This is a genomic window from Bradyrhizobium sp. AUGA SZCCT0182, from assembly GCF_018130185.1.
GTDB lineage: Bacteria > Pseudomonadota > Alphaproteobacteria > Rhizobiales > Xanthobacteraceae > Bradyrhizobium.
The window spans coordinates 84,325-103,059 of record NZ_JAFCLY010000001.1 but is presented as its reverse complement, the minus strand read 5'-3'; the positions used below and the strand labels follow the sequence as shown (position 1 = coordinate 103,059).

General features: G+C 62.5%; 26 protein-coding genes. 10 read left to right on the top strand and 16 right to left on the bottom strand.

The genetic code is table 11. The annotated features are described in order from the left end of the window. Positions 1 to 8: 8 nt before the first annotated feature. Together JQ611_RS00505 and JQ611_RS00500 are read right to left on the bottom strand one after the other, a co-directional pair. On the bottom strand, positions 9 to 968 hold the full coding sequence (locus JQ611_RS00505; RefSeq protein WP_212464189.1) for a D-2-hydroxyacid dehydrogenase family protein: 960 nt from the start codon (positions 966 to 968) through the stop codon (positions 9 to 11). A 126-nt stretch (positions 969 to 1,094) separates the two neighbouring features. Continuing rightward, positions 1,095 to 1,286 (bottom strand): hypothetical protein, encoded by a 192-nt coding sequence (locus JQ611_RS00500; RefSeq protein ID WP_212411300.1) that lies wholly within the window; start codon positions 1,284 to 1,286, stop codon positions 1,095 to 1,097. Positions 1,287 to 1,558: 272 nt separating this feature from the next. On the opposite strand from JQ611_RS00500, the gene ettA reads away from it, so the two are divergent. Continuing rightward, positions 1,559 to 3,208 carry an energy-dependent translational throttle protein EttA gene (ettA, locus tag JQ611_RS00495; protein ID WP_212266802.1) on the top strand — a complete coding sequence of 550 codons (1,650 nt, stop codon included), beginning with the start codon at positions 1,559 to 1,561 and terminating at the stop codon, positions 3,206 to 3,208. Between the two features lie 159 nt (positions 3,209 to 3,367). Further along, positions 3,368 to 3,961 carry a TIGR00645 family protein gene (locus JQ611_RS00490; protein WP_192740043.1) on the top strand — a complete coding sequence of 198 codons (594 nt, stop codon included), beginning with the start codon at positions 3,368 to 3,370 and terminating at the stop codon, positions 3,959 to 3,961. Between the two features lie 29 nt (positions 3,962 to 3,990). Here JQ611_RS00490 and JQ611_RS00485 read toward each other — a convergent pair whose 3' ends face one another. Continuing rightward, positions 3,991 to 4,446 (bottom strand): hypothetical protein, encoded by a 456-nt coding sequence (locus JQ611_RS00485; RefSeq protein ID WP_212464187.1) that lies wholly within the window; start codon positions 4,444 to 4,446, stop codon positions 3,991 to 3,993. A gap of 101 nt (positions 4,447 to 4,547) precedes the next feature. On the opposite strand from JQ611_RS00485, the gene JQ611_RS00480 reads away from it, so the two are divergent. Continuing rightward, positions 4,548 to 5,771: a lytic murein transglycosylase gene (locus tag JQ611_RS00480; protein ID WP_212464392.1), complete on the top strand. Its 1,224-nt coding sequence runs from the start codon at positions 4,548 to 4,550 to the stop codon at positions 5,769 to 5,771. A gap of 105 nt (positions 5,772 to 5,876) precedes the next feature. Here JQ611_RS00480 and JQ611_RS00475 read toward each other — a convergent pair whose 3' ends face one another. Both JQ611_RS00475 and JQ611_RS00470 read right to left on the bottom strand, forming a co-directional pair. Next, positions 5,877 to 6,152 carry a hypothetical protein gene (locus JQ611_RS00475; protein ID WP_212464185.1) on the bottom strand — a complete coding sequence of 92 codons (276 nt, stop codon included), beginning with the start codon at positions 6,150 to 6,152 and terminating at the stop codon, positions 5,877 to 5,879. 292 nt (positions 6,153 to 6,444) lie between these two features. Then, the gene (locus JQ611_RS00470) at positions 6,445 to 6,765 is read right to left on the bottom strand and encodes a hypothetical protein (RefSeq protein ID WP_211997293.1); all 321 of its coding nucleotides are present in this window, start codon (positions 6,763 to 6,765) and stop codon (positions 6,445 to 6,447) included. Here JQ611_RS00470 and JQ611_RS00465 point away from each other — a divergent pair. The 3 genes from JQ611_RS00465 to bfr all read left to right on the top strand — a co-directional run bounded on the left by JQ611_RS00465 (position 6,731) and on the right by bfr (position 8,436). Next, entirely contained in the window at positions 6,731 to 7,348 is a 618-nt protein-coding gene (locus tag JQ611_RS00465) for a hypothetical protein (RefSeq protein WP_212464184.1), read from the top strand. The two genes, JQ611_RS00470 and JQ611_RS00465, sit on opposite strands and share 35 nt — an antisense overlap. Before the next feature lie 205 nt (positions 7,349 to 7,553). Further along, a complete protein-coding gene (locus tag JQ611_RS00460; RefSeq protein WP_212206892.1) occupies positions 7,554 to 7,814 on the top strand; it encodes a bacterioferritin-associated ferredoxin in 261 nt (86 codons plus the stop codon). Positions 7,815 to 7,950: 136 nt separating this feature from the next. After that, positions 7,951 to 8,436: a bacterioferritin gene (gene bfr / locus JQ611_RS00455; RefSeq protein WP_192740037.1), complete on the top strand. Its 486-nt coding sequence runs from the start codon at positions 7,951 to 7,953 to the stop codon at positions 8,434 to 8,436. 218 nt (positions 8,437 to 8,654) lie between these two features. On the opposite strand, the gene JQ611_RS00450 is transcribed toward bfr, so the two are convergent. Further along, complete coding sequence (locus JQ611_RS00450; RefSeq protein ID WP_212266793.1) at positions 8,655 to 9,260, bottom strand: pyridoxamine 5'-phosphate oxidase family protein; 606 nt, start codon at positions 9,258 to 9,260, stop codon at positions 8,655 to 8,657. Between the two features lie 108 nt (positions 9,261 to 9,368). Next, positions 9,369 to 9,722, bottom strand: a complete 354-nt coding sequence (locus tag JQ611_RS00445) for a hypothetical protein (RefSeq protein WP_212464182.1) — start codon at positions 9,720 to 9,722, stop codon at positions 9,369 to 9,371. 318 nt (positions 9,723 to 10,040) lie between these two features. On the opposite strand from JQ611_RS00445, the gene JQ611_RS00440 reads away from it, so the two are divergent. Further along, on the top strand, positions 10,041 to 10,715 hold the full coding sequence (locus JQ611_RS00440; protein WP_212464180.1) for a hypothetical protein: 675 nt from the start codon (positions 10,041 to 10,043) through the stop codon (positions 10,713 to 10,715). A gap of 38 nt (positions 10,716 to 10,753) precedes the next feature. Here JQ611_RS00440 and JQ611_RS00435 read toward each other — a convergent pair whose 3' ends face one another. The 4 genes from JQ611_RS00435 to JQ611_RS00420 form a co-directional block, all read right to left on the bottom strand. Next, on the bottom strand, positions 10,754 to 11,098 hold the full coding sequence (locus JQ611_RS00435) for an MmcQ/YjbR family DNA-binding protein (protein ID WP_212266784.1): 345 nt from the start codon (positions 11,096 to 11,098) through the stop codon (positions 10,754 to 10,756). A gap of 19 nt (positions 11,099 to 11,117) precedes the next feature. After that, positions 11,118 to 12,176, bottom strand: coding sequence for an alpha/beta fold hydrolase (locus JQ611_RS00430; protein WP_212266782.1), 1,059 nt, complete (start codon positions 12,174 to 12,176; stop codon positions 11,118 to 11,120). 67 nt (positions 12,177 to 12,243) lie between these two features. Next, positions 12,244 to 12,837: a hypothetical protein gene (locus JQ611_RS00425; protein ID WP_212266779.1), complete on the bottom strand. Its 594-nt coding sequence runs from the start codon at positions 12,835 to 12,837 to the stop codon at positions 12,244 to 12,246. An 83-nt stretch (positions 12,838 to 12,920) separates the two neighbouring features. Then, positions 12,921 to 13,166: a DUF2188 domain-containing protein gene (locus JQ611_RS00420; RefSeq protein ID WP_212266777.1), complete on the bottom strand. Its 246-nt coding sequence runs from the start codon at positions 13,164 to 13,166 to the stop codon at positions 12,921 to 12,923. A gap of 131 nt (positions 13,167 to 13,297) precedes the next feature. Here JQ611_RS00420 and JQ611_RS00415 point away from each other — a divergent pair, with 131 nt between their 5' ends. Further along, complete coding sequence (locus JQ611_RS00415; RefSeq protein WP_211997302.1) at positions 13,298 to 13,564, top strand: DUF2277 domain-containing protein; 267 nt, start codon at positions 13,298 to 13,300, stop codon at positions 13,562 to 13,564. A gap of 139 nt (positions 13,565 to 13,703) precedes the next feature. Beyond that, the gene (locus JQ611_RS00410; RefSeq protein WP_212277134.1) at positions 13,704 to 13,925 is read left to right on the top strand and encodes a hypothetical protein; all 222 of its coding nucleotides are present in this window, start codon (positions 13,704 to 13,706) and stop codon (positions 13,923 to 13,925) included. A 271-nt stretch (positions 13,926 to 14,196) separates the two neighbouring features. Here the strand turns inward: JQ611_RS00410 and JQ611_RS00405 are convergent, their stop codons facing one another. From JQ611_RS00405 to JQ611_RS00385, 5 genes are all read right to left on the bottom strand, one after another. After that, positions 14,197 to 14,703: a collagen-like protein gene (locus JQ611_RS00405; RefSeq protein ID WP_212464179.1), complete on the bottom strand. Its 507-nt coding sequence runs from the start codon at positions 14,701 to 14,703 to the stop codon at positions 14,197 to 14,199. 340 nt (positions 14,704 to 15,043) lie between these two features. Further along, on the bottom strand, positions 15,044 to 16,213 hold the full coding sequence (locus JQ611_RS00400; protein ID WP_212464178.1) for a cytochrome P450: 1,170 nt from the start codon (positions 16,211 to 16,213) through the stop codon (positions 15,044 to 15,046). Between the two features lie 118 nt (positions 16,214 to 16,331). Continuing rightward, positions 16,332 to 17,099: an SDR family NAD(P)-dependent oxidoreductase gene (locus JQ611_RS00395; protein WP_212266769.1), complete on the bottom strand. Its 768-nt coding sequence runs from the start codon at positions 17,097 to 17,099 to the stop codon at positions 16,332 to 16,334. 218 nt (positions 17,100 to 17,317) lie between these two features. After that, a complete protein-coding gene (locus JQ611_RS00390; protein WP_212266766.1) occupies positions 17,318 to 17,569 on the bottom strand; it encodes a hypothetical protein in 252 nt (83 codons plus the stop codon). 176 nt (positions 17,570 to 17,745) lie between these two features. Further along, entirely contained in the window at positions 17,746 to 18,000 is a 255-nt protein-coding gene (locus JQ611_RS00385; RefSeq protein WP_212266763.1) for a hypothetical protein, read from the bottom strand. A gap of 285 nt (positions 18,001 to 18,285) precedes the next feature. Between JQ611_RS00385 and JQ611_RS00380 the strand changes: the two genes are divergently transcribed. Next, a complete protein-coding gene (locus JQ611_RS00380; RefSeq protein ID WP_212033840.1) occupies positions 18,286 to 18,726 on the top strand; it encodes a hypothetical protein in 441 nt (146 codons plus the stop codon). Positions 18,727 to 18,735 lie beyond the last annotated feature (9 nt).

The following is an 18,735-nucleotide window of genomic DNA, read 5'->3' as shown; positions in this document are numbered from 1 at the left end:
TCGCGTCCTCAGGCCAGCTTCCGCAGCGCCTCGCCCTTGAACCAGGCGTCGATGCCTTCGACCATCTGGCGATAGTGGTTGCGAAAGCTGTCCTCGGTGACGTAGCCGAGATGCGGCGTCAGCACGAGGTTGTCGAGCTTGCGGAAGGGATGCTCGACCGGCAGCGGCTCGACCGAGAACACGTCGATGCCGGCGCCCGCGATCTTGTTCTGCGTCAGTGCTTCCAGCAAAGCGCCTTCATCGACGATCGGCCCTCGCGCCGTGTTGACGAGGTAGGCGGTCGGTTTCATGCGGGCGAGGTCCTCACGTCCGACCAGCCCGCGTGAGCGCGGGCCCAGCACGACATGGATAGTGACGATGTCTGATGTCGCGAACAATTCCTCCTTGGTGGCGTAGCCGACGCCGGCTTCCGCGCACTTCTCGGGCGTCAGGTTCGGGCTCCAGGCGATCACGTTCATGCCGAAGGCCTGCGCCAGCTTTGAGACCTTGCTGCCGAGCTTGCCGAGGCCGATCACGCCCAGGGTGCGGCCCTCGATCTCCATGCCGACGAATTTCTGCAGGGGCTCGCCGGCATGCATGCGCGCATTCTCGCGGCCGATATTGCGGGTCAATTCCAGGATCAGGCCCATGGTCAGGGGCGCGGTGGGATCGCGGCCCCATTGGGTGCCGCACAGCACCACGCCGTGGTCCTTGGCGGCTTCCATGTCGATGGCGGCATTGCGCATGCCCGAGGTGATCAGCAGTTTCAGTTTCGGCAGCGCCGCAAACATCGTGCGCGGAAACGGCGTGCGCTCGCGCATCGCGCAGATGATCTCGAAATCCTTCAGCGCACTGGCGGCGGTTTCCGCGTTCGCAAACGGCTGGTTGAAGACGGTGACATCAACCCGGTCGGCGATTTGGGACCAGTCCGCGACCTTCAGGGCCACATCGAGATAGTCGTCGAGGATTGCACAGCGCAGCCGCGGCATTGGAAAGTCCGATCATGGCGAGGGTGACGGCGGAATTGGGCCGTCAGGGGAGATAGCCATGGTCGCGCGCAATCGAGGGCTGCGCAAGCTGCCTAAAAGCGGGGCCAGGTCAAAATTCCGGGAAGCTCAGTTCGAGCGGGAGAGGTGCTTGGCGCGCCAGGCGGGGCCTGGGCCGCGCATATAGTGCAGTTCCGGACGATAGGGATTGAAGGCCTTGGCCACGAACTGGCGCCAGAAGTTGCGAAGTTCGGCGAGCGGCTTTGCAAGGCCGTGGCCGTGCGCCGGGGTGGAAAGGGATGCCGAACTGGTCGTCGCCATGACGCGGTCTCTGGTTTCCATTCGCGGGGCTTTGCCGCGGAGACGCCTTTTTTCGGCGCCGGGAACGACTTTTGGCCTGATTTATTAAAAGAAGGTTTCAATTGTCGTGATCCAGGGCACACAAGGGTGTGCCTGCGCAGGCATGGTGACCATCCCGTATTCATCCGTGGTGAACGAACAGAAAACGCGTCCCTGCGGTTGCCCTTTGGGGGCCGCGCCGCTACATCAGCGGCAGCAAATTTCCATAAATCCTCTGGTTTCAAGGGATCGCGATGGCTCGCCAGTTCGTCTATTTCATGCAGGGTCTGACCAAGAGCTACCCGACCCGCAAGGTGCTCGATAACGTCCATTTGTCGTTCTACCCGGACGCCAAGATCGGCGTGCTCGGCGTCAACGGCTCCGGCAAATCGACCTTGCTGCGGATCATGGCCGGCCTCGACAAGGAATATAACGGCGAGGCCTGGGTCGCCGAGGGCGCCCGGGTCGGCTACCTCGAGCAGGAGCCGCATCTCGATGAGACCAAGACGGTCCGCGAGAACGTTATGCTGGGCGTCGCCAAGCAGAAGGCGATCCTCGATCGCTACAACGAACTGGCGATGAATTACTCGGAAGAGACCGCCGACGAGATGACCAAGCTGCAGGACGAGATCGAGGCCGCCGGCCTGTGGGATCTCGACAGCAAGGTCGACCAGGCGATGGATGCGCTGCGCTGCCCGCCCGACGATGCCGACGTCACCAAGCTGTCAGGCGGCGAGCGCCGCCGCGTCGCCCTGTGCAAGTTGCTGCTCGACCAGCCGGACCTGCTGCTGCTGGACGAACCGACCAACCATCTCGACGCCGAGTCGGTGTCGTGGCTGGAAGGCCATCTGCGCAACTATCCCGGCGCGATCCTGATCGTGACCCATGACCGCTACTTCCTCGACAACGTCACGAGCTGGATCCTCGAGCTCGATCGCGGCAAGGGCATTCCCTACGAGGGCAATTATTCGTCCTGGCTGGTGCAGAAGCAGAAGCGCCTCTTGCAGGAAGGCCGCGAGGACGCCGCGCACCAGAAGACGCTTGAGCGCGAGCAGGAGTGGATTGCGTCGTCGCCCAAGGCGCGCCAGGCCAAGTCCAAGGCGCGCTACCAGCGCTACGAGGACCTGCTGAAGCAGGCCAGCGAGAAGCAGACCCAGACCGCGCAGATCACGATTCCGGTGGCCGAGCGGCTCGGCCAGAACGTCGTCGACTTCGAAGGCCTCAGCAAGGGCTTTGGCGACCGCATGCTGATCGACGACCTCACCTTCAAGCTGCCGCCGGGCGGCATCGTCGGCGTGATCGGCGCCAACGGCGCCGGCAAGACCACGCTGTTCCGGATGATCACCCAGCAGGAGACGCCGGACAAGGGCACGATCACCGTCGGTGAAAGCGTGCATCTCGGTTACGTCGACCAGTCGCGCGACGACCTCGACGGCAAGAAGAACGTGTGGGAGGAAATTTCGGGCGGCAACGAACTGATCCTGCTCGGCAAGCGTGAGGTCAACTCACGCGGCTATTGCTCGTCGTTCAACTTCAAGGGTGCCGACCAGCAGAAGAAGGTCGGCGCGCTGTCGGGCGGTGAGCGCAACCGCGTGCACCTGGCCAAGATGCTCAAGTCCGGCGCCAACCTGCTGCTGCTCGACGAACCGACCAACGATCTCGATGTCGACACGTTGCGCGCGCTGGAAGAGGCGCTGGAGAATTTCGCCGGCTGCGCCGTCATCATCAGCCATGACCGCTGGTTCCTCGACCGCATCGCCACCCACATCCTGGCCTTCGAAGGCGAAAGCCATGTCGAATGGTTCGAAGGCAACTTCCAGGATTACGAAAAGGACAAGATGCGCCGGCTGGGTCAGGATTCCATCATCCCGCATCGCGTGAAGTACAAGAAGCTGACGCGCTGAGTTGTGGTGTTCGCGCCGAGATGACGAAGCCGTGTCGCAGGCGCTACTCCGCCTGCGCCAAATGGCCGCTCAATTCCGCCCGTCCGGAGGGTGCCATATCCGGCTATTAGATTGGCCGCGATTGCCCCACCTAAGTCCCGCACAGAGAGACCCCCGACCATGTCCATGACGCCGGAAACGCCGTTGCCGCCCCCAGCTGAGAGGAAGGCATTGCGTCCGATCCCGTTCCTGATCTTCAGCTCCCGCTGGCTGCAATTGCCGCTTTATATCGGCCTGATCGTCGCGCAGGGCGTCTATGTCGTGCTGTTTCTGAAAGAGCTGTGGCACCTGTTCGCCCACGCCTTCGATTTCAGCGAGCAGCAGATCATGCTGGCGGTGCTGGGCCTGATCGACGTGGTGATGATTTCGAACCTCCTGGTGATGGTCATCGTCGGCGGCTACGAGACGTTCGTCTCCCGTCTCAATCTGCAAGGACATCCCGACCAGCCGGAATGGCTCAGCCACGTCAACGCCAGCGTGCTCAAGATCAAGCTCGCGATGGCCATCATCGGCATCTCGTCGATCCATCTCTTGCGCACCTTCATCGAGGCCGGGAATCTCGCTTCGGGCAAGGGCTCCTACACCGAAACCGGCGTGATGTGGCAGACCATCATCCATACGGTTTTCATTCTGTCCGCGATCGGCATTGCCTATGTCGACAAGCTGTCGAATGATTCCGCCGAAAACGCCAAACACGCCGCCGCCACGCATTGACGGCGATCGCCTTCGGCAAGCGGTGGACGTCACTTCAGCCGGCGTTTGATATCGCCGAATCTGTCGAGGAAATTGCGTGCTCGAGGCAGAGCATCATGGAGGAACTGCTTTGGTTCTCGCAGCCAGAGCCCCTCGATTTGCCGCGAGCGCTGTTCCGAAACCAGAATGGCGGCTGGCAAGTCCACCAGGCTTGCGTCCCAGCCGGGAAAAAACCGGCGGCCGCGTTTGAAACTGAAGGCGAGCAGGCGCTGTTCCGTCGTGAGGCCGTGATAGTCGAAGGCGTTGATGCCATCCGTCACATAGATGTGGTTGCCGGTGAACCCGGCCGTGGGTTTGATCCAGCGGGCGTGGAAGCCCAGGTCCGGGTATCGTTCCAGAAAAGCGAAGGCCAGCACCTGACAGGCGCCATTGGCGAAGAAGTGCCGATCGGGCCTGTGCCAGTGCTTGGCCGGGTCATTCTTCACATTGATCTTTGGGAAGAACATCGCGTGGATGGTCCCGGCTGGTTAAAATCACTGAGCCGAACGACTCAGTCTGGTAGATTACCGAGCGTCATGGAACAGGTGCGCGCGTGCAATATGCAACTATGATTGGGCGAGCGGGAATTCTGTTATGGGTCGCCCTGTTCGGCTCACAACCCGCCCTTGCCGCCGATGCCGGCTTCACGCAGTTCATTGCCTCGCTGTGGCCGGAGGCGCAGGCCGCCGGCGTGTCGCGGGCGACGTTTGACGCCGAGACCCGCGGCCTCGAGCCGGATTACAAATTGCCCGACCTGATCCTGCCGGGACGGCCCGCCACCGGCGCGCCGTCGCAGGCCGAGTTCGTGCAGGTGCCAGCCGATTATGTGAAGGAGGCCTCGATCGCGCGGCTGGCGGCGGAGGGACAGAAGCTGATGGCAAAGCATCGCGCAGCGCTCAGTCAGATCGAGAGCCGCTTCGGCGTGCCCGCGACGGTCGTGCTCGCGATCTGGGGCCGCGAAACCGATTACGGCCGGTATCGATTGCCTTACGACACCGTGCGCGTGGTGGCGACGCAGGCCTATGTCGGCCGGCGCAAGGATCAGTACCGCGGCGAATTCATTCTGGCGCTGAAGATCCTCGGCGAGGGCGCGGTGACGCGCAAGGACATGCGCTCGTCCTGGGCCGGCGCCACCGGGCTCACGCAATTCCTGCCGGGCGAATATTACAAGCATGGTGTCGATTTCGATGGCGACGGCCGCATCGACATCTGGAATTCGGTGCCGGATGCGCTCGCCTCCGCCGCTCAGCAGCTCGTCAACAAGGGCTGGCAGCCGGGCGTGCGCTGGGCCTATGAAGTGCGCGCGCCTGATAATGCCGACTGCACCACGGGCGTACCCGAGGTGAGCAAGCCGATCGGCGAATGGCTGCGCGCCGGCTTCGTGCCGGTGCGCGGCGCGAAGTTGAGTGCGGCCGAGCAGGCCCAGCCGGCTTCGCTGCTGCAGCCCGAAGGCATCTATGGTCCGGCGTTCCTGACCACCAAGAACTACTTCGTGATCAAGGAATATAACTTTTCTGATTTGTACGTGTTGTTCGTCGGCCATCTCGCCGACCGCATGTCGAACCCGCAGCCATTCGCGACGCCATGGTCGGCATCGACGCAATTGCGCAGCAAGGACGTCGAAGCCATGCAGCGTCATCTGACGCGGATCGGCCTCTACAAGGACAAGCTCGACGGCAAGGCCGGCATGCAGACCCGCGCGGCGCTGGGGGCGTATCAGAAGCAAGCAGGGCTGAAGGTTGATTGCTGGCCGAGCGAAGCGGTGCTGCGTTCGATCAGCTCGTCGCGTTGACGCAAGAGAGATCGGCACCAAGCGAGATCGGCCAAGAAAAAACCCGGCCGAGAGTTTCGGCCGGGCTTGAACTCGCAAGGCGCGTTAGACGCGCCGGTGGTCGGATCAGTGGCAGACCTCGACGCGGCGGTAGGCCCAGCCGTAGCCGTCCCAGAAGCGCTCGCGAACCAGGCGGCAGGCCGGGGGCGCGTCTTCCACATAGACCGGTCCGCCGTAAGCCGGGCGGCTGGAGGCGATGGCGCCACCGATGATCGCGCCGCCGATCAGGCCGCCGACCACGCCAGCTGCCACGCCGCGCTGAGCGTTCGCGGGTGCGGGTGCCGCAGCGAGCGAACCGGCAATCGTTGCGGCCGCGACGAAGGCAGCAAATGTCTTATTCATGTTGGGGACTCTCCTGGAGGTGGCGCCTGATCAGCCGACGCCGGGTTTAGGGTTAGGCAAACACGCCGTACTCGAATTGGCCGCTTCGAAAAGAGCGCACAACGGTCAACCGAAAGTAAACGTGCGGGCTTGATGGCCGAAAAAAGCGGTTTTTTCTGGCCATGGAAGGGCAAAGTCCCGGACAACCCATCGGGTTTCCGGGACTTTGCGTGCGATTTAATGAAGGTGAACGGGTGTTCAGAGCGTTTTCGGGCTTCGGTTCTGATCCGACCAGATCAGAACCGACAATGCCCTAGTCGCAGACCCGGACGCTGCGGACGCGCCAGCCATAGCCGTCCCAGAAGCGCTGCTTCTGCCAGATGCAGTCCGGACCGTAGCCGGGTTCGGCGACATAGGCCGGGCCGCCGTAATAGCCCGGAGCCGGCGCATAATAGCCCGGACCACCGTAATAGCCGTGCTGCGAGGCGATCGCGCCACCGACAATCGCGCCGCCGATCAATCCGGCTGCGACGCCTGCCGCTACGCCACGCTGCGCATGGGCAGGAGCTGGAACGGCTACCGCGGAAACAGCCAAAGCGGTGACGGCAGTCAGCGCCATCAATGTCTTCTTCATGGGCCTCACCTTTCTGATGGAGCAAAGGACGGCGGGAAAGCGGTCCGTCGCGGCGAAAGTTCCATATTTCGCTGAAATGATCAATGAACGGGACCGCCTCTTTTTGCGACGAAGGGGCGTACGGTTGGGCTTCATTGCGGTGCAAAAGGCCGGTTTCCCAACCGCTTTTGAAGAGGATTCCGGGATGAGCGGGATGCCAATATATCTGGTCGCACTCGGCGGCATGGCGGTGATGTTCTATTGGGTGATAGCCCGGACGTACAATATCAGCGCATGGCCCAGCGGCTCGTCGCGCGACAGCGACCGCTATCGCGACCGCAATGATGACAGCTATGGTTCCAGTAGCGGCGGCGGCAGCAGTGGCTCGAGCATCGCCAACCTGTTCAGCAGCGATAATTCCAGTTCGAACTGCTCGTCCGACAATTCCACGCCGACCGATAATTCCAGCTCCAACTGTTCGTCCGACAGTTTCAGCTCGTCCGACGACTCCAGCTCGTCGAGTGATTCCTCCAGCGATGATAGCGGGGGAGGCGACAGCGACAGCGGTAGTGACAGCGACAGCGGCGGTAGTAGCGATGATTGATAGTGGTGGAGTTGGTGGTGATTAAGGTCACGGTGCCCGCGCGGGAAGCCTGCGATTGTGCCTGTAAGACAAGGCTTTTTAGACTCATTCCAAACTGACTTGGGTTCACTTTGGAATTGCTTGAAAGTGTTGTTTTTCCTTTTGCATCGCGACCGCCGCTTCAATATCGAAGTGGGTAAGCATCACCGATGGACCTGCCGTATACATGATCGTCTGTTCCTGTAACGTCCTCAGCGACCATGATGTCCGCAATGCTGTCAGTGCAGCTTCGGACCTGCCGCGCAATCCGAAGCAGATCTATGGATGCTTGGGCTGCAGCGCCGAGTGCGGCCGCTGCGCGCGCACCATCAAGGCCATCATCGACGAAGCGCTGGGTCCCTGCGCCAAGGCCTGCTGCTCGGGCTGCCCGCATAGTCACGCCGTGACCGAAGAGCAGGCCCACGAGTTCGCGCTCGCTGCCTCCTGATACCTCTCAAATCCACGGGATAGTTCGGTTCCCACCGCTTTTTTGCGGGAACGGTTGCTCTTGCCTCCAAACTGATTTAGAAACGTTCTAAATACAGTTTCGGGCCGATTTGGCCTCAAAACCACGGAGTGCACCAATGCAGGGCGACCCAAAAGTCATCGATTATCTCAACAAGGGCCTGCGCAGCGAGCTTACCGCGATCAGCCAGTACTGGCTGCATTACCGGCTCCTGAACAATTGGGGCCTGCTGAATATGGCCAAGGTCTGGCGCAAGGAATCCATCGAGGAGATGGAACACGCCGACAAGTTCACCGATCGGATCCTGTTCCTCGACGGCTTTCCCAATTTGCAGGTTCTCGATCCCTTGCGGATCGGCCAGAACGTCCTGGAAATCATCGAATGCGATCTGGCCTCCGAGATATCCGCGCGCGCGCTCTACCAGGAAGCCGCTACCCACTGCCACGGCGTCAAGGATTACGTCTCACGCGACCTGTTCGAGCAGCTGATGAAGGACGAGGAGCATCACATCGATTTCCTCGAGACCCAGCTCGACCTGATCAAGCGCATCGGGCTTGAGCTCTACACCCAGAAGCATGTCGGCGGGCTCGAGAGCGAGCACTGAGGCGGCCAGCTTCGGCGGTCGCAGGTGACCATCTCGGCATGGCGCCGGGCTAAAGCGCGAAGCGCGTCTTCGCCTTGGATGACCCGGCCATCCACGACTTAGGCGCCGCCAGACCGTGAAGACGTGGATGCCCGGGTCATAGGCGAGCGAAAGCGACGCCGTCCTTTAGACGGCTATGCCCGGGCATGACGGCGAGAGTCGCAGCTTAACTCTTCATCTTACAGCTGAGTCTTGTAGCGCTCGTAAATCACTTCCTGGCTTTCCCGTTCGCCAAGGCCGGTCTGGTCGTGAATGACTTCGCCGATGCTGGGCATCACGGCGCGTTCAACCCGCGTATCGCCCGCCCACAGCTTTGAGCGCATCAGCGCCTTGCCGCAATGGAAATAGGCCTCGTGCACGTCGATGTGCAGCACCGCGCGCGGCGGCTTGCCGAACTCCACCATCGACGCCATCACCTCCGGATCCACCGATACCTTGCCCTTGCCGCCGACGCGTAGCGTCTCGTCGATCCCCGGCACGAAGAAGATCAGCTGCACGAAGCCGCTTCCCTCGATAATGTTGCGAAAACTGTCGATCCGGTTGTTGCCGGAGCGGTCCGGCATCAGCAGCGCCTTCGGTCCGGCGACATGGATGAAGCCGGGATTGCCGCCGCGCGGCGAGGCGTCGACGCTGCCGTCCGAGCCCGACGTAGCCAGCACGCAGAACGGCGACATGCCGATGAATTTCTTCGCATGGACGTCGATTTCGGGGCGCGCCTTCGCGATCACGCGCGGCGAGGGGGCAGGATAGATCGCGGCGAGGTCGCTGGCGGCAAAGTCGGTCAAGGCACATCTCCTGAGTGAATGCGGCGCGATGAGGTGAAGATACCATCGCGGTATTCCGGCGACCACCTATTATCTCTACATCCTGCGATCACGGATGCTGCCGGAATCCTACACCGCGTCCGCAGGCACGAAACAGCTGATGATGATGCTGCCGCGGTGATGCACGTACCACACCACGGCCTCTCCGATCGGATTGCCGTGATCGCGAATGACGGCGCGGTCGGGCACCACCATCCATTGGCCTTCGATCGGCACCCAATAGGCGCCGTCGCGCACGTCGTAGGAGGTGCGATGGCCGTCGGAAATATCGCAGCAGGGCACGCCGTTCGGCGCGATCACACTCTTGAACCAGTTGCGGATATCGGGCGGGACATTTTCGAACTGGCCGCTGTCGACGGCGAGCGTTGCGCTTGCGAGCGCACAGAGACACACGAGTAGAGCGAGCTGCGCGAGTCTTCGCATCCAATCCTCCACCGTGTTGTCTTTCGAATCGTATCGGTGACAATTCAAGCGGAGCAGGCGAACTGATGCACGCTCAAATAATGAGCGATGCGGCGGGTCCAAAATTGATGCGGTGCGAAATCGGGAATTCATGCTGGCCGCTCAGCCGTCGCATCGAACTGATTACTGCCTTGAAATGGGCGCAGCACGAACGTGCTATCTTCTTGCGGTGGACGTGTGGTGAGCTGGCGGGGGCAGCAAGCTGCCTAACATGCGGTCTGACCGCCCGTGGTTGGTGGCAGGAGCCGCTCTGCGGTCATCGTCACGATTGGAAACGCGTTGGGCACGAATCCGAAGATTGCGATAGGCTTGCTTTCACCCGTGGGATTGCTGTTTGCGCTCCCCGTCTTGCTCTGGGCTTTCAGCTTTACCGAACTCCTCGGGCTGGAGAAATGCAGCGTCGGTTCGATTGGCGTTGCTGAATACGAGCGCATCCTGTCTCGGGCGGGTGCGCAACGCTGGACAGTCTGGCCCGGTCTGTCGAATGGGGTGTTTTGGCCGTCGGACAGTGGCTTTCGGGGCCCGACAGTAACCTTCAACAGCAATCTCAATGATCAGCTTCTCTCACACATTAGAGAGCTTGCTGGATCCGATCCGTCCATCAGTCGCCAACTGGCCTCGGCCCATGCCGTCATGCGTAGCATGGGTGCAGAATACGTCCAAACGCACGAGGTGCCGGACATGCGCGGGGACCGCACCAGTTCGCGCGTCCATTTCCAATACTACTTGCCTCAAGTGCGTTTCGCGCCTGTGTGTGTTCTTTGCCTGATATGGTCGTACACAACCATTGACGTGATCTTTTCTCATGATCTTGCCACCGATCGATACGCGTTGCAGGAAGTCAACGTTCTGCACGCCGGGCTGAAAGGAGCCCCCGACAAAAATCGCGCGCGCAACGTCCCATGGGGTAGTTGTCCCGAGTTTCGAATATCCAGGCGGGTCGACGATAGATGATGCAGCAATCGGAAGGAGCTATGGGGTTGCAGCAATCGCTATTGCGGCATCGCGCGTTGCTTGGCGTATGCCCTTGGCGTGACATTCTGCCAGGCCATTGTCAGCGCGCTTTTTAGCGTCGCCGCATTGGCCTTGGCCAGGCGAACATTGGTGTAGCCCTGTTTGCCCCATCCACCTGGCACCGGTTGGAAGATTTCGGGATCCGCCTCTACCAGCATCGATTGCTGCTCGTACGTTAGCTTCACCGTGCCCCAGTTTTCGTCGGGATGGCCCAGCGTAGCGAAGATACGTTTGCCGACGCGGAAATCAGCCTTGCCGTGATGCGCGCTCTCCACCGTATCGGAAAGCGCGAGTGCGGTCCGACGAAAACGGCTGGTTGACATTGTACGCTTTCTTCCGGGCCTACATCGTCCGCTGCGGCGCGGTCTGCAGCAATTCCTGCAATTGCTTCTTGTAGAATGCCGCGTTGCCGGTGGTGAGGTGTCCGCGCGTCTCGGTCGAGGGCGGGATCAGGAACAGGCGGCCATTCTTGACGCGTTTCATCGCTGCATCGGTGACGCCGGTTTCCGGCGGATTGCGCTCATCGTCGGCGGCGTTGATCGCAAGCAGCGTCGCTTCGATCTTGTCGAGCCCTGCGGACGGATTGTAATCGCGCGAAGCTTCCCACTGATAGATGAAGTCGTTGGCATCGGCTGTAATCGGCAGCGCCAGCCGGTCGTCCACCATCTTGTCCGCCTTCGCGCCCGTCGGCGCCAGCATCTGATAGGCCAGCGTGCCGCCGCCGGTGGCGATGCCATAGGCGGCGATGGCGTATTTCATCATGCGCGGCTGGGTGATGTAATTGCCGCGGTTGTAGTCGGGGTCGTTGCGGATGGTCTCCAGCATCATCCGCCGCAGCATCCAGTTGCGCGCCGCCATCTCGGTCGGCTGCGCGGCCATCGGCACCAGCGCGTCCATGTACTGCGGATATTTTCCGCCCCAGATCCAGGTGTGCATGCCGCCCATCGAATTGCCGATCACCAGCCGCAGGTGCTTCACGCCGAGGCCTTCCTTGACCAGGCGGTAATGCGCGTCGACCATGTCCTCGTAATTGTATTTCGGGAATGCCGTCTTCATGCCGTCGGAGGGCTTTGACGATTTGCCGTGGCCGAGCCCGTCCGGGATGATGATGTAGTATTTCGCCGCGTCCAGCGGCTGGCCGGGGCCGAACAATTCGCCGGCAAAGGTCGGCGTCAGCATGTTGGTGGCCGAGCCACCCGATCCATGCAGCACCAGCACCGGCTGGCCGGTCGGCTCGCCGATCGTGGTGTAGTGCAGCCGCAGCTCCATGGTTTCGCCGGAGTGGAATTTGAAATCCTTGGCGATCCAGTCGCCCTGTTTGGGCGCCGGATAATCTGCGGCAGACGCGGCGAAGGAGGTCAAGGCGATGGCAGCCGTTAATGTGATTTGCGAAAAATTCATGCTGATCTCCCTGATGCGGCGCTCTTTTTTAGGGCCACTTGTCAGGGAGCCTATCACAACGGCTGTTTCAGCGCACCAGATTGCCGTACAGCGTGTAATTGGCTTTCGGGCCCTGCATCACCAGCGTCCAGTGCGTAAAGTCGATCGAGGAAGTGCAGGAATTGCCACCGCCCTGCAGGATCAGCGTCAGGATCTGCTGCGTCGCGATACCAGGCTGAAACACGCCGCTGCCTGAGGCGGGCGCTGACAGCTTCCATTCCTTGTAGAGCGTCGGGCCGCGGCCCCTGTCGGGCCGGTCGCGCGGGTCGACCTCGAACACCGAGATCGTTGGGGGACGCGTCAACGCTAACGTGCCGGTGTGGCCGGCGGCGTCGCGGAACGAAAGCACGAGTCTGTCCTCGCGCCATTGCGCCGAAAGCGTGTAGGTGCCGGCGGGCGAGGCGATGCCTTGGATGCCCTCGACGTCGCCTTCGCCCGTGAACAAGGTCGCCCTGCCGCCGAAACGCAGGCTTTCAATCTCCTGCTGCTTGCTGGAATCCAGCGCCACGGTGGCAACGTTGCGTTGGCCTTCATTGGTGCAGCAGGCGCAGGCGAGGGCGGAGGACGTCTGGCCCACGAGATAAATGGCGAGCGCAAGGCCGAGGCGGATCGGGGCGAGCATCGGAAGCCTTTCGCTGTCGCGCTACGTTGGTCGCGGCTTTCACCCCTTGCGTTCACCAGACTTGAGGCGTGCGCCCTAGGCGGCTAGGCGGTGTCCTCGACATCGGTCTCCGGCCGGTCGTTGCCGGCCGCGGTCTCGGTCTGCCACTTGCCGTCAGCGGTTTCGTATTCGATCACCTCGGTGCGACCGGGCACCCGCTGCTCGGCCGCCGCACGCCGCGCGGCCGCGAGCGCCGCGGCATGGGTCCGATACGGTTCGGAAAAAACGCCATTGGCGGTATAGGCCCAGCCGCCGTCATGCTCGACGATCTTGTAGGTCACGTGGCTCATCGGGAACTCGCTATGCCATTGCCGAGAGGGTGAACGCGCCGGTCAATCTATGACAGAATAGTCGAAACTGTCGGATTTTGCATCGGCCGTTCGTCCTTGGAATGGCCAGCCTGCATCCCGAGGAGAGAACCATGTGTCGCAACATCAAGACCCTGTTCAATTTCGAGCCGCCGGCGACGCACGCGGAAATCCATGCCTCGGCGCTGCAATTCGTGCGCAAGCTTTCCGGGTTCAACTCGCCGTCGCAGGCCAATGCGGAGGCCTTCAACCGCGCGGTCTCCGAGGTTTCCGACAGCGCCCGCCGCCTGCTGGCGTCGCTGCAGACCAACGCGCCGGCCCGCGACCGCGAGGTCGAGGCCGAGAAGGCACGGGAACGATCGCGGGCGAGATTCGGGTAAGACGGGCTGCGTTCGCCGCCGGCATTGAATTGGAGGCGTTCCTGATCGCGTTTTCCTGGGTAGCCCACGTGACGTAGCTCACAGTGCGGCCGGTCGCCCGGGCATAGGTTGGCACCATCCGATTGCCGTGGAGGGTGTCATGAAGCCGACGATTCCCCTGAAACTGAGCGCCATCGCTTTCACCGTGCTGTGGTCCGGCTGGATGCTGTGGGTGGGCGGAAGCTACGAGCCCGCCATCATCACCATTCTCGCGATTTCGGGCTCCATTGCGGGTTTTCTCTGGTATCGCGTCATGCGCTGGTGCTTCCGGCTCATGCGCCTGCTGCCGGATATTGGCGCCGGGCCCAGCGCCGCTCATTGAACGTCATGATCGCACGTTTATCGGGCTCGGCGTTGCTGATGCTGTTCACCGGACTGGCGACGGCCTGGTCGATCCCATGATCCCCGCGGGCGAATGGCAATATTCACGCCGGCTCCACGCAGGCGGATGCTGAGTGCCTACAACTTCGCCTTGCGCCAATATCTCATCGACAATCGCCACATGGACACGCTTGGCGTTTCACGCCATTCGGGGGGCGATGATCATCGACAGGTTCGGCTACAGGGAATGTCCGCGGCGCTGAGCGGCGCGCTTACTTCTTGTCCTTGTGTTTGCGCTTGTGCTTCTTCTTTTCCTTTTGGCGATCGTCGTCATCATCAGCGTCGCCATCGTCACCGTGCAGGGCCGTCTCGAGCGCCTCTCGCTCGGCGGCTTCGCGTTCGGTGTCCTCGAGTGCCGCGGCTTCGCGCTCCGCGGCCTCGCGCTCGCGCATTTTCCGGTGATCTTCCCAGGCATCGAAAATCAGATGCAGCCACGGCATGACCTGCTCGATCGAGGGCAACTGGCCGGGCGGTCCGGGTTCGCCGCGGGAGCCTGCCGGACCCTGCGCGCCGGCTTTGCCCTGTGGACCGGTTTCGCCGCGCTTGCCTTGCGGTCCGGCTTTACCTTGCGCGCCGGCCTTGCCGTCCGCTCCAGGCTTGCCGCGCGGGCCTTCCAGGCCCGGCGGTCCGGGATGCCCCTGCGGTCCGGGACGTCCGGGCTCGCCGCGCGGGCCCTGTGGTCCCTGTCGTCCCTGCCGGGTACCTGCTTCGTCCGCCACGTGTGCGCTCCGAATATGATTCCGAAGCGCTTCTTATCAGACGTTTGATGACGGCTTCAATTGAGTTGTCGATTTTGATCAACATCAACGGAATCGTCATGGAGGCGTCGCCGTTGGCGGGCCCCCGATGACGGTTCTGCTACGAACGCAGTACGATCGGCACGAAGCGTGGATTCCTCAATGGCGTGGTTTGTTGGTTCGATCGCAACTTGGCTTCCAGGCGCAGCAAAAAGATTTCCGCAAGCATTGTCGTTCTCCATTGTTAGCGTGTGTGGAGATTGGTCGTCAGCTTGCCGATGTCCGTTCGATTTTTCGGCCCGAACCGGGAGTCTCGCTTTGCTTATGTGATCCAGGTCACGGGCAGATTGAGCAGGCCGCGAAACGCCCAGCCGCCAATCCGCACCGGCTCGCTCTCGTCGAGTTGCAGACCCTTGAGCCGTGTGAAAATGCCGGGCAGCGCGACATCCGCGACCATCGCGCGCGAGGCAAAGGCGCCGGCGCAATAATGCGGGCCGGCGCCGAAGGCGATGCTCTTCGACGTGTTGCGAGTGATGTCGAAGCGATCAGGATCGCCGAAAACGGCCTCGTCACGGTTGGCGGAGCCGAACATGAAGAACACGCGATCCTCCGGCTCGAAATCGACGCCGCCATAGGACCACGGTTTCGCAACGCGGCGCGGCGACATCCCGATCGGGGCGATCCAGCGCGCATACTCCTCGAACACGTCGAGCCACTTCGCCTTGCCCTCGCGAACCAGCGCGAGCTGTTCGGGATGCGTCAGCAGCGCCCAGGTCGCGCCGGCGATGGCGTCGCGCGGTTCGTTCTGGCCGCCCGAGATCGCCAGCTTGATGTTGGCGCGGATGCTTTCCATGTTCTGCCCGGAGGCCAGGAGCACGCTGAGGATCGAGGTGTTGGGATGTTTGGCCACCACCGGGATCATGTCGTCGATCGCGGCATCGATGCCTGACGTCGCGGCGTGGCAGCGCGCCTCGACCTCCTTGTTTCCCGTGTAGTTGGCGATGCCGTCGATCATCGCCTGCGACCAGGCGTCCATGTCCTGGTAGCGCATGTTGGTCAGCCCGGTGACGTCCTTCAGGCATTCGGCCGACAGCGGCAGCGCCAGCGCCTTGCACAGATCGGCTTTGCCCTGCGGCGCGAGCTCGTCGAGGATGCGGTCGGCATGGGCCTGGAACTGGCGCACCCAGGTGTCGCGCACCGTGCGCGGTGACACCGCCGGAAACATCGCCGCGCGTTCCGACATATGCGCATCGCCATCCTTGCGCATCATGTTGTGGCCCATCAGCACGTTCATCAGCCCCGCCGGCTGATGCGAGGAGAACACGTCGATGCGTTTTTCCTGGGTGAAGATATCGTCGCGCCGGGTGAACACGGTCGAGCCCAGCTGCGGCACGAACGCGATCGGCGCCTCCTTCCGCATCCGCGCCAGGGCCGGATAGGGATCGGCCCAGAACGTTGGTACGTCGATGTCGAAATGCGGGGCGTTGGACATGATCGGTTACCGCGGGTGGGAGAGCTAACTAGTTGCCTAGGCAAGTATGTCATTGCCGGGCCTGACCCGGCAATCCGTTTTTCTTGGGTTCCCGCACCAAATCGCGGGTCCCGTCGGCTCAGACCGTCCGGTAGCCGCCATCCACCATCACGATCGACCCCGACACATAGGCGGACAGATCGGACGCCAGGAAGACCGCGGGGCCGACAATGTCTTCGGCGGTGCCGGCGCGGCCGAGCGGGGTGTGGTCGACGAACACTTTTACCAGCGCCGGATTGCTGGCGCGCACCTTTTCGTTCAGCGGCGTCTCGATGAAGCCCGGGCCGATCGCGTTGACGCGGACGCCGTCCTTGCCGAGTTCGGCGGCGAGCGCCTTGGTGAAGCCGAGCACGCCGTGTTTGGAGGCGGTGTAGGCCGGCGAACTTGGCGTCTTCAGATGCACGAACGACTGGATCGAGCCGATATTGACGATGCGCCCCTTGGCGGCGCGCAGCGGTTCGAGGAAGGCATGCGTCACGTTGAAGACGCCGGTGAGGTTGATCGCGATGATGTCTTCCCAATCGTTGATCACGGCTTCGGCCGCGCCCAGCATGCCGTTGCGGCGGGCGATGCCGGCATTGTTGACCAGGATCGAGACCTGCCCGACTTTTTCGGCGACGCGCCTGGCGATCGCGACGCAGTCGTCGCGCCTGGTGACGTCGAGCAGGAAACTTTCGGCCTTGCCGCCGGCGTCGCGGATTTCCTTTGCCACGCTGGCCGCCGCCGCCTCGTTCATGTCGAGCAGCACCACGCGCGCGCCCTCGCTGGCGTAGCCTTTCGCGATCGCGCGCCCGATGCCGGAGCCTGCGCCGGTGATGACAGCGATGTGATTTTGGAGCAGGGGCATGGATGTTTCCTCAACGGTTCTGTTTTTGTGTGAGGATCATACTAGGATGCGGATCGCGGGCCGTCAGCCCCCGGACGGTGCTGGAAGCGCGGGGCAGGTGTGTGCGGAGCATGGAGCCGGCAGCGCGACGCGGCAGGCGTTTTTCAAAGCGGCAAGGCCGGCGGGGCATCACCCACCGGCCTTGATCGACGAAATGATGATGGTCGATAGGCGCAAGCTTAGATCTTGCAGGCGCCCTTCTTGAGCATGCCGTCCTTGATCGCGATCGCGGCGGCGAAGGTCGGGACCGGCTTGCTGACTGTCTTGTAGTTCGAGGGGATCGGCTTGCCCGGAATGCTCTCGTCCCAGATCTGGCAGGCGCCGGTGCCTTCCCAGCGGATCAGGTGAAACGCGGCTTCGGCAGGCGCGGTCGCGGCAAAGGCGGACAGTGCGATAGCGGCGGCGGCACTGAGAGCGGTAACTCGAAGCATGGGCAAAGGTCTCCTGTTGGGAAATGTCTGGCCGGCCCCCGCAATGCGTGCTGGCGGGGTCGGCGCCCGATGGGGATCCGGGCATTCATTGAGTGTGGCGAAAGCGTGATTGGTTCAATTCTTCCGCCACGAAAAAGGCCGGCGGGGCCGGCCTTGATCGAAGCGTCAACGCGCGCTCAGAACGAGCAGGTGCCGTTGTGCAGCAGGCCGTCTTTCAGCACCAGCGCATCGCCGAAGGTCGGCACTTCGCTGCCGACGACGACCGTGTAGTTGCCCGGATACGGCGCGGTCGGCACGCTCTGGTCCCAGATCTGGCAGAAGCCGGAATCCTGCCAGCGGATCAGATGGAAGGAGGCTTCGGCGGGGCTCATGGCGGCAAGCGAAGTGACGGCAACAGCGGCAGCGGCGGCGAGGAGGCAAAGACGGCGCATCGAGGGTCTCCTGAGCATCAAGGGGTTTGCAGCTCTCCCAGCCAATGAAATCCGATCGGGGAGGTGCCCGAGACGTCATGTCCCGGTCATGAATTATGTCCCGCAAGTGCTCGATTGGTTCAAAGCCGCGCGCCCAGAAATGGCCGGGCCTGAAGCGCGGTGGAACCCTGCAAATCGCGCGGCGTGAATAGGCTTTGTCGATCCCGTCAATCGGTTACAATCAGCCAGGCGCGACTCTGATTCACCGTCGCGGCGCTCGCTCTCCACCGCCTAAGGGAACACTCCATGAAGAAGTCATCCGCCATTCGTGTCGCGCTCGTTGCGCTGACGGCTTTCGCCGGCGCCGCGCTGTCCTCCGTCGCCCGTGCCGATGAGGGCACCATCGCGATGACGATCTACAAGGCCGGATGGGTCATCGGCGGCTCCGGCGGCAGCGGCACGCTGAACTTCCGCGGCCGGCGCTACGCGCTCTCCACCGGCGGGCTGGATTACGGCCTGGTGTTCGGCGGCTCGAAGACGGTGCTGCGCGGCCGCGTCAGCAACATCTACCGCCCGTCCGACGTCGCAGGCGTCTATGGCGCGGCGGGCGCGGGCCTTGCGATCGGCCGCGGCGCGCGCGCGATCGTGCTGACCAACCAGAAGGGCGCAGTGCTCGAACTCGCCGGCCAGCAGACCGGCCTGATGGCGAATGCGGATTTGAGCGGGCTCGCGATTACGCTGAGGTAACGCGAGGTG

What these genes read in the sequence shown, in the direction of transcription:
- JQ611_RS00505 (WP_212464189.1), bottom strand. Translation starts at nt 968, where the DNA reads ATGCCGCGGCTGCGCTGTGCAATCCTCGACGACTATCTCGATGTGGCC.
- JQ611_RS00500 (WP_212411300.1), bottom strand. Translation starts at nt 1,286, where the DNA reads ATGGCGACGACCAGTTCGGCATCCCTTTCCACCCCGGCGCACGGCCAC.
- ettA (WP_212266802.1), top strand. Translation starts at nt 1,559, where the DNA reads ATGGCTCGCCAGTTCGTCTATTTCATGCAGGGTCTGACCAAGAGCTAC.
- JQ611_RS00490 (WP_192740043.1), top strand. Translation starts at nt 3,368, where the DNA reads ATGTCCATGACGCCGGAAACGCCGTTGCCGCCCCCAGCTGAGAGGAAG.
- JQ611_RS00485 (WP_212464187.1), bottom strand. Translation starts at nt 4,446, where the DNA reads ATGTTCTTCCCAAAGATCAATGTGAAGAATGACCCGGCCAAGCACTGG.
- JQ611_RS00480 (WP_212464392.1), top strand. Translation starts at nt 4,548, where the DNA reads ATGATTGGGCGAGCGGGAATTCTGTTATGGGTCGCCCTGTTCGGCTCA.
- JQ611_RS00475 (WP_212464185.1), bottom strand. Translation starts at nt 6,152, where the DNA reads ATGAATAAGACATTTGCTGCCTTCGTCGCGGCCGCAACGATTGCCGGT.
- JQ611_RS00470 (WP_211997293.1), bottom strand. Translation starts at nt 6,765, where the DNA reads ATGAAGAAGACATTGATGGCGCTGACTGCCGTCACCGCTTTGGCTGTT.
- JQ611_RS00460 (WP_212206892.1), top strand. Translation starts at nt 7,554, where the DNA reads ATGATCGTCTGTTCCTGTAACGTCCTCAGCGACCATGATGTCCGCAAT.
- bfr (WP_192740037.1), top strand. Translation starts at nt 7,951, where the DNA reads ATGCAGGGCGACCCAAAAGTCATCGATTATCTCAACAAGGGCCTGCGC.
- JQ611_RS00445 (WP_212464182.1), bottom strand. Translation starts at nt 9,722, where the DNA reads ATGCGAAGACTCGCGCAGCTCGCTCTACTCGTGTGTCTCTGTGCGCTC.
- JQ611_RS00435 (WP_212266784.1), bottom strand. Translation starts at nt 11,098, where the DNA reads ATGTCAACCAGCCGTTTTCGTCGGACCGCACTCGCGCTTTCCGATACG.
- JQ611_RS00430 (WP_212266782.1), bottom strand. Translation starts at nt 12,176, where the DNA reads ATGAATTTTTCGCAAATCACATTAACGGCTGCCATCGCCTTGACCTCC.
- JQ611_RS00425 (WP_212266779.1), bottom strand. Translation starts at nt 12,837, where the DNA reads ATGCTCGCCCCGATCCGCCTCGGCCTTGCGCTCGCCATTTATCTCGTG.
- JQ611_RS00420 (WP_212266777.1), bottom strand. Translation starts at nt 13,166, where the DNA reads ATGAGCCACGTGACCTACAAGATCGTCGAGCATGACGGCGGCTGGGCC.
- JQ611_RS00415 (WP_211997302.1), top strand. Translation starts at nt 13,298, where the DNA reads ATGTGTCGCAACATCAAGACCCTGTTCAATTTCGAGCCGCCGGCGACG.
- JQ611_RS00410 (WP_212277134.1), top strand. Translation starts at nt 13,704, where the DNA reads ATGAAGCCGACGATTCCCCTGAAACTGAGCGCCATCGCTTTCACCGTG.
- JQ611_RS00400 (WP_212464178.1), bottom strand. Translation starts at nt 16,213, where the DNA reads ATGTCCAACGCCCCGCATTTCGACATCGACGTACCAACGTTCTGGGCC.
- JQ611_RS00395 (WP_212266769.1), bottom strand. Translation starts at nt 17,099, where the DNA reads ATGCCCCTGCTCCAAAATCACATCGCTGTCATCACCGGCGCAGGCTCC.
- JQ611_RS00390 (WP_212266766.1), bottom strand. Translation starts at nt 17,569, where the DNA reads ATGCTTCGAGTTACCGCTCTCAGTGCCGCCGCCGCTATCGCACTGTCC.
- JQ611_RS00385 (WP_212266763.1), bottom strand. Translation starts at nt 18,000, where the DNA reads ATGCGCCGTCTTTGCCTCCTCGCCGCCGCTGCCGCTGTTGCCGTCACT.
- JQ611_RS00380 (WP_212033840.1), top strand. Translation starts at nt 18,286, where the DNA reads ATGAAGAAGTCATCCGCCATTCGTGTCGCGCTCGTTGCGCTGACGGCT.